Origin of the sequence: Xanthomonas sp. MUS 060 (assembly GCF_000963215.1) — a bacterium.
Taxonomy (GTDB): domain Bacteria; phylum Pseudomonadota; class Gammaproteobacteria; order Xanthomonadales; family Xanthomonadaceae; genus Xanthomonas_A.
In genome coordinates, this window is sequence record NZ_JZIM01000005.1 from 91,092 (window position 1) to 104,983 (window position 13,892).

General features: G+C 64.1%; 13 protein-coding genes and 1 pseudogene. 1 reads left to right on the forward strand and 13 read right to left on the reverse strand.

What is annotated here, in order from left to right:
• Nucleotides 1–11: 11 nt before the first annotated feature.
• The 13 genes and pseudogenes from XANALMUS060_RS07605 to XANALMUS060_RS07660 all read right to left on the reverse strand — a co-directional run bounded on the left by XANALMUS060_RS07605 (nucleotide 12) and on the right by XANALMUS060_RS07660 (nucleotide 12,333).
• Entirely contained in the window at nucleotides 12–1,274 is a 1,263-nt protein-coding gene (locus tag XANALMUS060_RS07605) for a glutamate-5-semialdehyde dehydrogenase (protein WP_045737873.1), read from the reverse strand.
• 131 nt (nucleotides 1,275–1,405) lie between these two features.
• Complete coding sequence (proB, locus tag XANALMUS060_RS07610; protein ID WP_045737874.1) at nucleotides 1,406–2,623, reverse strand: glutamate 5-kinase; 1,218 nt, start codon at nucleotides 2,621–2,623, stop codon at nucleotides 1,406–1,408.
• Between the two features lie 16 nt (nucleotides 2,624–2,639).
• Nucleotides 2,640–2,897, reverse strand: coding sequence for a YciI family protein (locus XANALMUS060_RS07615; protein ID WP_045737875.1), 258 nt, complete (start codon nucleotides 2,895–2,897; stop codon nucleotides 2,640–2,642).
• Between the two features lie 66 nt (nucleotides 2,898–2,963).
• The gene (argH, locus tag XANALMUS060_RS07620; RefSeq protein WP_045727794.1) at nucleotides 2,964–4,262 is read right to left on the reverse strand and encodes an argininosuccinate lyase; all 1,299 of its coding nucleotides are present in this window, start codon (nucleotides 4,260–4,262) and stop codon (nucleotides 2,964–2,966) included.
• 44 nt (nucleotides 4,263–4,306) lie between these two features.
• Complete coding sequence (gene argC / locus XANALMUS060_RS07625; protein WP_045737876.1) at nucleotides 4,307–5,278, reverse strand: N-acetyl-gamma-glutamyl-phosphate reductase; 972 nt, start codon at nucleotides 5,276–5,278, stop codon at nucleotides 4,307–4,309.
• Nucleotides 5,275–5,892 (reverse strand): GNAT family protein, encoded by a 618-nt coding sequence (locus XANALMUS060_RS07630; RefSeq protein ID WP_045737984.1) that lies wholly within the window; start codon nucleotides 5,890–5,892, stop codon nucleotides 5,275–5,277. The genes argC and XANALMUS060_RS07630 overlap by 4 nt, the downstream gene beginning before the upstream one ends.
• Nucleotides 5,893–5,906: 14 nt before the next feature.
• Complete coding sequence (locus tag XANALMUS060_RS07635) at nucleotides 5,907–7,223, reverse strand: acetylglutamate kinase (protein WP_045737877.1); 1,317 nt, start codon at nucleotides 7,221–7,223, stop codon at nucleotides 5,907–5,909.
• A gap of 56 nt (nucleotides 7,224–7,279) precedes the next feature.
• Nucleotides 7,280–8,377: an acetylornithine deacetylase gene (locus tag XANALMUS060_RS07640; protein WP_045737878.1), complete on the reverse strand. Its 1,098-nt coding sequence runs from the start codon at nucleotides 8,375–8,377 to the stop codon at nucleotides 7,280–7,282.
• Between the two features lie 179 nt (nucleotides 8,378–8,556).
• On the reverse strand, nucleotides 8,557–8,976 hold the full coding sequence (locus XANALMUS060_RS19735) for a hypothetical protein (protein ID WP_152640429.1): 420 nt from the start codon (nucleotides 8,974–8,976) through the stop codon (nucleotides 8,557–8,559).
• Nucleotides 8,977–9,061: 85 nt separating this feature from the next.
• Nucleotides 9,062–10,255, reverse strand: coding sequence for an argininosuccinate synthase (locus tag XANALMUS060_RS07645; RefSeq protein ID WP_045737879.1), 1,194 nt, complete (start codon nucleotides 10,253–10,255; stop codon nucleotides 9,062–9,064).
• A pseudogene (locus XANALMUS060_RS07650) lies at nucleotides 10,248–10,451 on the reverse strand (hypothetical protein); the annotation flags it as partial. The gene XANALMUS060_RS07645 and the pseudogene XANALMUS060_RS07650, both read right to left, overlap by 8 nt.
• 27 nt (nucleotides 10,452–10,478) lie before the next feature.
• A complete protein-coding gene (locus tag XANALMUS060_RS07655) occupies nucleotides 10,479–11,498 on the reverse strand; it encodes an N-acetylornithine carbamoyltransferase (protein WP_045737880.1) in 1,020 nt (339 codons plus the stop codon).
• Between the two features lie 298 nt (nucleotides 11,499–11,796).
• Nucleotides 11,797–12,333, reverse strand: a complete 537-nt coding sequence (locus tag XANALMUS060_RS07660; protein WP_045737881.1) for a hypothetical protein — start codon at nucleotides 12,331–12,333, stop codon at nucleotides 11,797–11,799.
• A 143-nt stretch (nucleotides 12,334–12,476) separates the two neighbouring features.
• Here XANALMUS060_RS07660 and cysS point away from each other — a divergent pair, with 143 nt between their 5' ends.
• Nucleotides 12,477–13,871 (forward strand): cysteine--tRNA ligase, encoded by a 1,395-nt coding sequence (gene cysS, locus XANALMUS060_RS07665; RefSeq protein WP_045737882.1) that lies wholly within the window; start codon nucleotides 12,477–12,479, stop codon nucleotides 13,869–13,871.
• The last annotated feature ends 21 nt before the right edge of the window (nucleotides 13,872–13,892 follow it).

Consider the following 13,892-nt stretch of genomic DNA (forward strand, 5'->3'; position numbering starts at 1 on the left):
GAGCGGATACATCAGGACGCAGTGTCCGGATGCCGCACCTGGCCTTCGCCGCGCACCACGAAACGCTCCACGGTCAACGCGTCCAACCCCATCGGGCCATAGGCGTGCAGGCGTGTGGTCGAGATGCCGATCTCCGCACCCAGGCCAAGCTCGCCACCATCGGAAAACCGCGAGGAGGCATTGACCATCACCACCGCCGCGCGCAGCGCCTGCACGAACGCCTCGGCATTGGCGGTATCGGCGGTGGCGATGACCTCGGTATGGTCCGAGCCGTAGCGGCGGATATGCGCAATCGCCGCATCCAGATCCGGCACCACCGCGACCGCCAGAATCAGGTCCAGGTACTCGGCGGCGTAGTCGTCGTCGCTGGCCGGGTCGATCTGCGGTAGCAGCGCGCGGGTGGCGGCGTCGCCACGCAACGCCACGCCGCGTTGGCGCAACGCCTGTGCCGCCAACGGCAGGAAGCGCGCGGCGATGTCGGCGTGGACCAACAATGTCTCCAGGGAATTACAGGCCGCCGGACGCGTGGTCTTGCCGTCGATCAGCAACTTGACCGCCAGATCCAGGTCGGCCGAGGCGTCCACGAACAGATGGCACACGCCTTTGTAGTGTTTGATCACCGGCACGCGCGCGTGTTCGGCAACGAAACGGATCAAGCCCTCGCCGCCACGCGGGATCGCCAGATCGACGAGATCGTTGAGCTGCAGCAACTCCAGCATGGTCTCGCGGCGCAGGTCCTCGACCAAGGTCAGCGCGGCCTCGCCGAGACCGGCCTCGCGCAGCGCGCGGCGCAGCGCTGCGGCGATGGCGGTATTGGAATGGATCGCCTCCGAGCCACCGCGCAGGACGACTGCGTTACCGGCCTTGATGCACAGCGCGGCAGCATCGGCCGTCACGTTCGGCCGCGCCTCGTAGATCATCGCCACCACACCCAGCGGCACACGGATCTTCTGCACGCGGATGCCGTTAGGGCGCACGTCGTCGCGGGTGATCTGTCCGACTGGGTCGGGTAGCGCGGCCACCTCGCGCAACGCCGCGGCGATGCCGTCCAGGCGCGAACGGTCCAGCGCCAGCCGATCCAGCAGCGCGGTACCGACGCCCTTGGCCCGCGCCGCATCCAGATCGCGCGCATTGGCGGCGAGGATCGCCTCGGCATCGGCCTGCAGCGCCGCCGCCATCGCCTCCAACAACGCCTGCTTGGCTGCGGACGACAACTGCGCCAGCGCCTGCGCGGCATCGCGGCATTGCAGGACGAGGTCGCGGATGGAGGTCATGACTTGGCTCCAGAAGATGGATGATTGAGGCGCAATGAGATATCCGAGAAAAGCGGCGCGTTCGCCGAATCGTATCGAACCAACGCACTGGCGCTGACGCGTGGCCGCGGCGCCAGCAAACCAGGGGAGCGCTATGCCGCTGTTCCGCGTCCCGAGTCCCCGGTCCCGGGCCCGGGACCGGGGACCGGCTCCTGCAGCACCAGATCGTCCCGATGGATCACGTTCTCGCCATAGTTGTAGCCCAGGATCGCCTCGATGTCGCGCGAGTGATGGCCGGCGATGCGGCGGATGTCCGCCGCCGCGTACTGGCTGACCCCACGCGCCAGGCAGCGCTCGCCAGCGGCCTGACGCAGACATACCTGGACCATGTCGCCGCGACGGAATTCGCCGTCGGCCCCCGCGACGCCGCCCGGCAACAGCGAGGCGCCCTTGTCGACCAGCGCGGCCGCAGCACCGGCGTCGATCCAAATCGCACCGGGTTCCACCGGCACATGGCGCAGCCAGTACTTGCGCGCGGCGATGCGGGTGCGTGCGGCATGGATGCGGGTACCACGCAGACGATCCTGCGCCAGCGCGCGCACCACCTCGGCATTGCGACCATTGAACAGATAGGTTTCGATGCCCGCGGCACCGGCCTTGGCCGCCGCCTCCAGTTTGGTGCGCATGCCGCCGGTACCGACACCGCTGCCGCTGCCACCGGCCATCGCCAGCACCGACGCGCTCAATTCCTGCACCACGTCCAATGGCTGCGCCTGCGGATCGCGGCGCGGATCGGCGGTGTACAGGCCGTCGATGTCGGTGGCGATAAACAAAGCATCGGCATCGATCAACGCGGCGACGATTGCGGCGAGATTATCGTTGTCGCCGAGCGTGAGTTCGTCCACCGACACGGTGTCGTTCTCGTTGACCACCGGCAGCGCGCCCAGCCGCAGCAGTTCGCCCAGAGTGGCGCGCGCGTTGAGATAGCGGCGGCGGTTGCGCAGGTCGTCGTGGGTCAGCAGCACCTGCGCCACCGGTCGTTCGAAGAAACGCTGCCACAGCGCGATCAATTGCGCCTGACCGAGCGCGGCCAGCGCCTGCCGCGCCGCCAGAGCAGCACCCGCCTCGGCGGCTTTGGGCACAATCGCGCGGCCAGCGGCAACCGCGCCGGAGGAGACGATCACCAGTTCGCGCCCGGCTGCCAAATTGGCGGAGACGAACTGCGCCAGGCCCAGCGCGAAACGCGGACTGACGCCACCGCCATCGGCGGCCAACAGACTGCTACCGACCTTGAGCACCGCGCGCCGCCACGGCGGCAGCGCCTGCTCGGCGAAGGCGGACACGGCGACGGATGCGGTCGGTGTACTCATCGTGCTCTCGTGCGGCTCAGTGGGTATTCCAAGCATAGATGGTCAACTCGGACGCATTGCGCAACAGCAACGGATCCTCGGCGACAATCGCCCGCGCCTGTTCGAGACTGGCGACATTCTTCAGCACGTAAGCGCCGCCACTGCCGTCGGCGAAACCACCCGTGAGTTCCAGCAATCCCTGCGCACGCAACGCGGCAAGAAAATCACGGTGCGGCTGGATCACCGACTGTGGAAACTCCGGCTTGCGCATCGCCATGAGCAAGTAATGTGTCATCGTTTCGTGTCTTGTTGGATCGATTCGGTTGGGTCTGCGCCAAATGCAACGACGCGGCAGCCAGCATCAAACGCCCAGTGCGTGCCAGCGCGCATGCAATTGCGCCAGGCGCAGATCGGCGGCGGCGCCGGGCGACACCCGCGCGGCCAGGCTGCCTTGCGGAGTGCGTCCCTGTCCGGCGCGATCGGCCGTGGCCGCCGCTGCCTGATACGCCTCGCGGAACGGCACACCGGCCAGCGCCGCTTCCACGGCCACGTCGGTGGCGTACATGCCCGAGTCGATCGCCGCCCGCAGTTTATCCTCGCGCCACTCCAGGTTGGCCAGCAACGCCGGCAACAACTCAAGTGCGGCCAGACCACGACCAAACCCGTGGAAAATCGCGCCCTTGCTGCTCTGCAAATCGCGGTGATAACCGGAGGGCAACGACAGCAACTGTTCGATCTCGGTCCGCGCGGCGGCCACGCTGGCATGGGTGGCGCGCATCAATTCGATCACATCCGGATTGCGCTTGTTGGGCATGATCGAACTGCCGGTGGTGTACTGCGCCGGCAGCGCGACAAAACCGAACTCGCCACTGGTGAACAGCGACAGATCCCAGGCTAGACGACGCAGATCCAAGGTGGCGCTGCCGAGCGCTTCCAGTGCCGCCATTTCGAACTTGCCGCGCGACAATTGCGCGTAGATCGGGCTGACCTGCAACCGCGCGAAGCCCAGCGCGGCGGTGGTGTGGTCGCGATCCAGCGGCAAATTGACCCCGTAACCGGCAGCGGTGCCGAGCGGATTGCAATCCACCAAGCGGAGGGTGTCGGCAGCGCGCACCGCATCGTCGATGAACGCCTCGGCCCAGCCGGCCCACCACATACCCGCCGACGACACCACCGCGCGTTGGATGTGGGTATAGCCAGGCACCGGCAAGTCCTGCTCGGCCTGCGCGCGGTCCAACGCGACCTTGGCGATGTCGGCGCTGAGCTGGGCCAAGCGGGCCAACTTGTCCTTGAGCCACAGCCGGGTGGCGACCAGAATCTGATCGTTGCGGCTGCGTCCGGTGTGGATCTTGCGTCCGGCATCGCCGAGGCGCTCGGTCAACCGTGCTTCGATCGCCGAATGTCCGTCTTCAAAACGTGCGTCGAGGACGAAGACACCGCTGCGAAAATCCTCGGCCAGCATCGCCAACTCGCGTTGCAATCCGGCCAGTTCGTCCGTCGAGAGGATGCCGATACGCTGCAAACCTTCGGCATGCGCGCCGCTGGCGGCGATGTCGTGCAGGAAGAATTCGCGGTCCAACAACACGTCATCGCCCGCCAGAAATGCCTGGATTTGCGCATCGACAGCGACGCCGGGTTTTTGCCATAGGAGATTGGTCATGGGAGCCCTTTTTTGCGGGACCCGGGTTGCGGGCCCCGATGATGTCACACCGGAATCGACGTCAACTCGTCCAGTCCCAGCGCCAGGTTGAGATTCTGCATCGCCTGCGTCGCCGCGCCCTTGAGCAGATTGTCCAACGTCGCCACCAGCACCAAGCGCTTGTTGCCCGGCGCAAGAGTGAAACCGCCGATCTGCACACCGTGGCGACCCGCGATACGGCTCACCCACGGTGCGGTATCCAGCACCTCGATCAAGGCTTCGCCGGTATAGCGCTCGCGATAGCAGCGCTGCACCGCGTCGAGCTTCATCGGCTGCTGCAGCCACAGGTTCACGGTCATGGTGATACCACGGAAATGCGGTGCCACGTGCGGCATGAACTCCACCGGCACACCGAGTTGTGTGGACACTTCACGCTCGTGCAGGTGATCGGTCAGCGCATACGGCATCAGGTTGTCGCGCAGCAGCGCCGGGTCGTTCTTGTCCGAGGGCGTGGTACCAGCGCCGGAATAACCCGACACGCCAAAGCATTGTGGTGGGCCGGCGAGTTGCTCGAGCAGCGGCGCGATCGCCAACTGCATCGCGGTGGCATAGCACCCAGGATTACTGATGCGCCGCTGCCCGGCATAGCGCGTCCGGGTCAGCTCCGGCAAACCGTAGTACCAACTAGAATCGAAGCGATAGTCCGCGGACAGATCGACGATCAGCGGATCCACCGCCGTCGCATTCGCCTGTTGCGCCTCCTCCAGCGCGACCACGTAAGGCGCGGCCTTGCCGTTGGGCAGTGCCAGCACGACCACGTCGGCACGCTTGGCCGCAACCGCCTGCGGATCCAGATTTTCGTAGCGCAGCTCCCCCTGGTAGGCGTCGTGATGCGCCTCGACGCGCTGGCCGTCCAACTCGCGCGAAGACACGAAGGCCAGGCGCAATTGCGGATGCGCCGCGATCAGGCGAATCAATTCGGCGCCGGTATGGCCACGCGCACCGACGATGCCAATGGAATAAACGGAAGTGCTCATGCGTGCGAATCCAGGCGGAACTGCAGGTGGCGTTTCACCCCGGCCCATTCCGTATCGATGATGGAGAAGATCACGGTATCGCGCGGCGTGCCATCGCAGTGGCGCTTGTGGTTGCGTAACACGCCATCCTGCTTGGCACCGAGCCGCGCGATCGCCACACGCGAGGCGTGGTTGAACCAGCTTGTCTCGAACACCACGCTGATGCAGTCGAGGGTGTCGAAGGCATAGCCAAGCAACAGCAACTTGGCCTCGGTGTTGACGCCGGTACGCTGCACGCGCGGCGCGTACCAGGTGTAGCCGATCGACAGCGTCGGCACCTGCGGGTCCAGGCCGTAGAAGCGCGTACTGCCGACGATCTCACCGTGCGTGTCGCGCACCACGAACGGCAGCACGCGACCCAGCGCCTGCACCTCCAGGGCCTCGGCGACATAGGCATCCACCCGTTCCGGCGCCGGTACGCTGGTGTACCACAAGGTATCCAAGCCGCTACCGGCCAGCGCAGCACGCAACCCCTGAGCATGCGCAGACTGCAGCGGCTCCAGGCTGACGTGACGTCCGCGCAGGGTGGGGACGCGACGCCAGGCCTCGGCAAGATCGCAGGAGGATGCAGACATGGCGGCGGCCGGGTTCATCCCAGCAAGGTCGGCGTGCGTGTGGCGCAGTGCGCTACGCAGTGCTGGATCTGCTCGAAATTCTCCAGCCCGTACCAGAACACCTTCCACTTCTCCTGCTTGAAGCAGCCGTCGGATTCGGCGTAGTAAAAAATGTTGACTTGGTTGTTGTGCCGCGAACGCCAGAACAGTTGCGGGGTTTCCTCGCGCATCACATTCCACACCGCGCGACCGAGGCCCTCGCCTTGTGCGTCGTCGAGCACCGCGAACTTGTCCAGGTAGGTGTAACCATCCTCGTTGGTCAAAATGACCGCGGTACGATAGTTCTCGCTGACGTAGGCGCGCAGCAACCGAGTCGTATCGAAATAGTCCGGCGCCAGCGTGCGACCGAAACTGGATTCGATCAGCGTCTTCAAGCGTGGCATATCCAGCTCCTGCCACGAGGTCGCGCGCAACACCCTCTCGCCACGTCGCACCAGGGTGCCGGAGCCTTTATGGGTGAACAATTCCTTGGCCAGATCGGCCGGGCGGGTGATCGACACAGACGACTCCAACGGCAGCCGGTCCAGCAGATCCTTGATCTGCTCGATCTTCAGCCGCATGCCGCCGTTGATCCACGGCTGCTGCATCAGATGGGCATATTCGGTGGACAGATTGATGGAGTCGATCACCGTGCCGCACTCGTCGAGCAAGCCACCCGTGCCGGTGAGGAAGATGATCTTGTACGGCTGCAACTCCCGCACCAGTTCGTTGGCGGCGATATCGGCATTGACGTTGAGAATCTGTCCACTGGGGGTTTCACCCAGGCTGGTGATGACCGGAATCGAGCCGGCCTGCAGACTGGCCTCGATCGGCGCCAAGTTCACCGCGGTGACTTCGCCGACCAGGCCATACGTGGCTTGATCCAAGTAGTGCGCCTCGAACACTCCACCGGTGATCGAGGTGGCACGCGCACCGTTTTGCTGCAGTGCCTCGACCAATTTCAGGTTCGAGGTCTGGAACACCCGACGCACGATCGCCAGTGCTTCCGGCGAAGTCACGCGCAGGCCATTGACGGTGCGTTTTTCGATTCCGGCTGCGGCCAGTTCCGCATCCAGTTGCGGGCCGGCACCGTGCAGCACAATCGGCGTCAGCCCCACTTCCTGCAAGAACGACAGCGATGAAGTCAGCGCTTCCAGGTCGTCGCGCAGCACCGCGCCGCCGACCTTGACCACGGCGAAACGCTTGGCGTCCAACTGCGAGAAACGCTTCAGATACTGGCTGATTTCCTTCGCGCTCGCCATGCTCGAAAGCAGGCGCACGATGGTTTGACGGGTTTGACGGTTGGCGTGCATGGCAGAAAGGGATGTCCGAAAAAATCCAGTGGGGTCGGGCACAGTGGACGCGCGGATCAGCGCGCGCCGTTGAGGATGCGATGAACAGAGGTGGCGTAGCGCTGCAACTGCGCCAGCGTCACGAACTCGTCGGCGGTGTGCGCCTGGGCGATATCGCCTGGGCCATACACCAGCGCGGTATAACCACCTGCGGAAAACAGCGAGGCTTCGGTCCAGAAGTCCACCGCATTGCCAATCGGCAGTTCCAACGCATCGGCGATATCGCGCGCGGCCAAGCGGCGCTCCTCGGCCCGGGCGATGTCGCCGGATGGCAGGCTCGGCCCACGGAAAGTTTCCTCGAAATGCGCGGCCACCGGATCGGCAAAGCCGGCGAACGTTGCCAGTAATGCGCCCACCTCCATCGACGGCAACGGACGGAAACCAAAGCGCAGCTCGGCTGCCGGCGCGATCATGTTGGCCTTGATTCCACCTTCGACCCGGCCGATGTTGAAACGCAGCCCGGTGAGGCCGCCGAAGCGCGCATGCGCCAGCGATTCCACATGATTCAATGCGCGCTCGCCCCAGCGGATCGCCTGGTGCAGCGCGCTGGCGGACGGATCCTGCTTGCCGGACGCATGCCCGGCTCGGCCAGCGAAACGCATCAGCACCGAACTGATGCCACGATGCGCCAACACCGCCTCGCTCATCGTCGGCTCGGCCACCAGCACGGCGTCATAGGGAATACCGCGCGCCAGGAACGCGGCAATGCAACGCGGGTCGTTGGCTTCTTCGTCGCTGGAAAACAGGAAAGCGGCATCGCCATCGCCGGCATTGGCCGCGGCGATCAGCGCGGCCGCCGCGCCCTTGATATCGCATACGCCCAGGCCGATCACCCGATCCTCGGTGCGACGCATGACGTGCGGATCGGCGCTCCAGTGCGGGGAGTCCGGCACGGTGTCCAAGTGCACGTTGAACAGGTACTTCGGCGCACCACGCACCGCGTAGAGACTGACCGCGCCGGCACCGTGATCGATCACCTCGACTCGGAAACCCGGCAGTTGCGCGCGGATATAGTCGAAGATGCCAGCCGTGGTGATCGCGCGCGGCGGGTTGCGGGTGTCGAAGGACACCAGTGTTTGCAGATGCGTCAGCGTGGAATCGAGCAGGTCGGTCATGTCGGTTCGATTGGATGGACGCGGTGGCGACCAACTAGGCGCGGAGGGAAGCACCTCCTCCCACCGTGGGAAGAGATGCCGTGGGATCTATTTGAGGATAGGCGACACAGCTTCATACACTAGGCGGTCGAAAATCTGAATAAGCCAGGTAACGAAGCAGCATCGGCTTAAACTAAATTTTATGCTGCATGCCGACCAACCCCAAACAAAATAGCTTGTAAATCAGCGGCAGCTACGGCAGCTGATTTTGTGGAGTCACGACGCATGATTGAGACCATATTAATAAATGCTGCCTGTTGCTCAGGATTTTCCATAGCTCCGCCCAGCTTATCAAAATGAGCGAACGCAGCAATCGCCTCATATGATCCGTACAAGCAAGTACGACATTTAGCGTCCATGATACCGGCCAAAATTTCATGACCATCAGATGATCTCGTCTGATCTGGATTGATACTCTCGCTTAAGCAACGCAGGTAGTCAGTGTAGGCATTTGTCCGAGCATCTCGATGAGCACGAAGGCTATCCAAATGGCGGGAGAAGAAATACTGGAGTGCAGCGCCGACGATGATGCCGAAGAAAGAGAAAATTGCCACTGTCATTTGCGTTACCTGCTATGCAACATAACATCACTTGAACGAATGAAAGGCCCGCTTCTCTCACATCAAGAAGCGGGACTCTCGTCGCTCAGCGATTCACCTGCGCGTACAGCGTGGAGCTCATCCCGAACAGTTTGATGAAACCCTCGGCCTCGGCCACGCCCCAGTCGGCCGACTGCGCGTAGGTCGCGCCCTTGGCATTGAGCAAATGCGGCGACTGCACCGCCACCGCATCGACGCGACCGCCGCGCGTCTCCAGCGTCACCTCGCCGTTGACCATGGTCTGCGAGGAATGCAGGAACGCCTCCAGATCGGTCTTCAGCGGATCGTGGTAGAAGCCTTCGTAGACAAGCTCCACCCACTTGCGCGCCACGTCCGGCTTGAAGCGATTCTGCTGCTTGGTCAGCACCGCATCCTCCAACGCGCGGTGCGCGGCCAGCAACGCGACCAGGCCCGGCGCCTCGAAGACGATGCGGCCCTTCAGACCGATCACGGTATCGCCGGTGTACATGCCACGGCCCACGCCATATTGGGCGAACAATTTGTTGAGCTTGGCCAACAACGTGGCGCCTTCCAACGGCTTGCCGTCCAGCGCCACCGCCTCGCCGTGTGCAAAGGTCAGCGTCACCGTCAACGGCTCGGTCGGCCAGGCGCTGCGCGGCGCGCACCAGCCACGGGTGCCCTCGCCCGGCGCTTCCCAACGGTCGATCTCGCCCCCGGACATGGTCACGCCGAGCAGGTTTTCGTTGATGGTGTACGCCTTCTGCTTGGCGCGCACGCCGAAGCCGCGCGCCTCCAGATACTTCTGCTCGTAAGCGCGGGTCTGGGTATGCTCCTTCTGGATTTCGCGGATCGGCGCGACGATGGTGTAGTCGCCCAGCGCCTTGACTGCCAGATCGAAACGCACCTGATCGTTGCCCATGCCGGTGCAGCCATGCGCGATGTGCTTGGTGCCGAGTTCGTCGGCGCGCTTGAGCGCGGCATCGACGATCAAATAGCGGTCCGACACCAGCAGCGGGTACTGGCCCTGATAGCCCTCGCCGGCCCACACGAACGGCTTGACGAAGCCCTTCCAGATCGCTGGGCCGCCGTCGACGGTGACGTGGCTGGCCGCGCCCAATTCCGCAGCGCGCTTCTCGATGAAATCGCGCTCATCGGCATCCACGCCACCGGTGTCGGCGAACACGGTGTGCACGGCATAGCCCTTGGCCTGCAGATAGGGAATGCAGAAGCTGGTGTCGAGGCCGCCAGAAAAGGCGAGAACGATGTCTTTACTACTCATGACGAAGATCCTGGGGGAAGGTGGAAAAGGAAAACGACTGGACAACCACGACGCGCGGCTCGCAGCGCACCGGGAAGTTGACCGAACCGGCGATGAAACAGGCGGCATGTGCGGCGCGGTGCGGCGCCTGCGCGGCTGCCGGATCGCCGGCGCTCAGCGTGACAACCGGATGCAACACGACCTGGTTGAACTGGCCGCCGCCGGCGATGGTGGAGGTCACCGCTCACGTCCGGCCCTGGCCCACCAACGCGGCCATCACCGCCTTCTGCACATGCAGCCGATTCTCGGCCTCGTCGATGGCGATGCAATTGGGCGAGTCCATCACCGCGTCGGTGGCCTTGACGTTGCGGCGCAGCGGCAAGCAATGCGAGAACACGCCGTTGTTGGTCAGCGCCATCTTGCGTTCGTCGACGATGAAGTGCTGATACTGGTCGCGGATCGGTTTCTCCGGGCCCCAGTTGCCGAAGAACGGCAAGGCGCCCCAGCTCTTGGCGTAGACCACGTCGGCACCGGCATAAGCGCTGTCGATGTCGTGACTCACCGTCAGCGAACCACCGCTCTGTGCCACATTCTGCGCGGCCCAGCCCATGTAGCGTTCGTCGAGTAGATAATCCGGCGTCGGGCACAGCAGGGTCACGTCCATGCCCAGACGAGTCGCGATGGTCAGCGCGGAATTGGCCACCGCCGTGTTCAGCGGCTTGGGATGGTACGTCCAGGTCAGCACGTATTTCTTGCCGCGCAGGTCCTGGGTGCCGAAATGTTCCTGCAACGCCAGCGCGTGGGCCAGTTCCTGGCAGGGATGCGTGATGGTTTCCATGTTGATCACCGGCACCGGCGAATATTTGGCGAAGCTCTTGAGCACTTGATCTTCGCGGTCCTTGGCCCAGTCGATGAACTTCGGAAACGCGCGCACGCCAATCAGGTCCACGTAGCGTCCGAGCACACGCGCCACCTCGGCAATGTGTTCCTCGGTCTCGCCATCCATCACCGTGCCCAGATCGAACTCGATCGGCCAAGCATCCTTACCCGGCTGCAACACCACCGCATGGCCGCCCAACTGAAACGCACCGAGTTCGAAGCTGGTGCGGGTGCGCATGGACGGATTGAAGAACACCAGCGCAATCGATCTACCCTTGAGCTCATTGCCAAGACGATTGCGCTTGAACAGCGCCGCCTGCGTCAGCAACGCGTCCAGATCGGTGCGGCTCCAGTCCTGGGTGTTCAAGAAATGCTTCAGAGACATCGATCCATCCTTTGCTGCGAGGAACCATCGAGAGTCGATGGCATGCGCGGGGCGCGCGATAGCTTCTTTACGGGTGAAACTTTTCCGGACAATGAAAACGAAAAAACCCAGCCTCTGGCTGGGTTTTCAGAACGCACGCAGCGACGCCCCGGTTACCCAGCCAAAATGTGGGATTCCGGTCGACGCGCACGCGAGGTCATGCCCGAGGCAAGACAAGCGGCACTGAGGACATGCTGAGGCAGGTTCGCTTTCATTGGCGCGCATCCTCGCACGCGCGCGACGCAGGCGCAAGCTGGGCTCATCGCGGCGGCACCACCACCGCGTCTGGCACGTATGGCACCACCGACACGCGGATGCGCAGGCGGTTGCCCGGGTCTTCGGGCAGGCGCGAGCGATACTTGGTGCCCTTATAGACATAATCCACGTCGTAAGCGATCGGCCGGCGGAACTCCCGACCGACTGTCACCGTCCTGCAATTGCGTCCGCTCGATGGCGCCGCCGCAGGCGTTGGAGCGGCTGCGAGCTCCTCATGCCGGCGGCTGAAAATGTCCTTCACCGAATCCATCATCCGACCGATCCGGCTATCGTCCTGAACCGGCTTCGGCAGCTCTGGCTCCAGCTCTCGCGCCGCCGCTGGCAGCGGGTCGCACTGCTGTTCGGTGCGGGTGGCGCGCAAGGTCTGATAGACCGGCTCCACGTTGAGCACCTGCGCATACTCCAGCCTGACGTTCTCGATCACCACCACCCGATTACGCGTCTCGCTGTCCTGCGCTGCGGACGCCGACGCAGCGCAAACAAGCATGCCGACTAGCGGCGACAAAAGCTTTAGACGCATTGGAAGCAAGCTTCGCGATTGCAGGCTTGTCAGTGTAGGCATTGCGGCTTGCGTCGGGCTGAACGCACGCCCACGCCCGCATGGCCCACCCAGCCCGCAACGACTGCCGGTAGAATCCGATAGCCCCTCCATGCTCGATGCCGATGCGCCTGCGCCTGTATAACAACCTGACCCGCCAGCTCGATGCCTTCGAACCACTCGATCGCAATGCCGGCCCGACCTTCTACGTCTGCGGCCCGACCGTGTATAACTACGCGCACATCGGCAACGCACGCGGCCCGGTGGTGTTCGACGTGCTGGCCAAGCTGCTGCTGCGGCGCTACGGGCGGCTGCGCTACGCGCGCAACATCACCGACGTGGACGACAAGATCAATGCCGCCGCGCAGGCTCAGGGCGTGCCGATCAGCGCGATCACCGACCGCTTCACCGCCATCTACCGGCAGGACATGGCCGCGTTGGGCGTGGCCCCGCCGGACATCGAGCCGCAAGCGACCACCCACATCCCGCAGATCGTGGCGATGATCCAGCGACTGATCGACAACGGCCACGCCTACGCCGCCGAGGGGCATGTGCTGTTCGCAGTGGCCAGCTTCGCCGACTACGGCAAACTCTCGCGGCGCGACCCTGAAGAAATGCTGGCCGGTGCCCGCGTCGAGGTGGCACCTTACAAACGCGACCCAGGCGACTTCGTCCTGTGGAAGCCCTCCAGCGACGACCTGCCCGGCTGGGATTCGCCATGGGGCCGTGGCCGCCCGGGTTGGCACATCGAGTGCTCGGCGATGGCCGCCGCGCACCTGGGCGAGACCATCGACATCCATGCCGGTGGCGTGGACCTGCAGTTCCCGCATCACGAGAACGAAATCGCGCAGAGCCAGTGCGCCCACGGTGGCGCCACCTTCGCCCGCTTCTGGCTGCACAACGGCATGCTCACTTTCAGCGGCGCCAAGATGAGCAAGTCACTGGGCAACATCGAAACGGTACACGAGCTGATCGCCAAGCATCCGCCCGAAGCACTGCGCTACGCGCTGCTGAGCGCGCATTATCGGCAACCGCTGGACTGGTCGCAGACGCTGATCGCGCAATCGAAAAACACGCTGGATCGGTTATATGGAACGCTGCGCGACCTGTCCGATTATGCCGCCGAACAGGAGATCCCGGCCGAAGTGGACATCGCGCTCGACGACGATCTCAACACCCCACGGGCGCTGGCCGAGCTGTCCGCGCTCGCCTCGCGCGCGCGGACGATCCTGTCCAAACCCGAGCGCATTGGCCCGACCGAACAGGCCGAACTTGCTCATGTAAAAGCCAACCTGCTCGGTGCCGGCCTCGCCCTGGGCCTGTTGCAGCAGGATCCCGGCGTATGGTTCAAAGGCAGCGATAACGAGGACGATGCGTCCATCCAAGCCTTGATCGACGAGCGCAGCGCCGCCAAGCAACGTCGCGACTTCGCCCGTGCCGACGCCATCCGCCAACAACTCGCCGACACCGGCATCGTGCTCGAAGACACCCCGCAAGGCATCCGCTGGAAGCGTGCCTGATCGGCATCTCGCCCCCTCTCT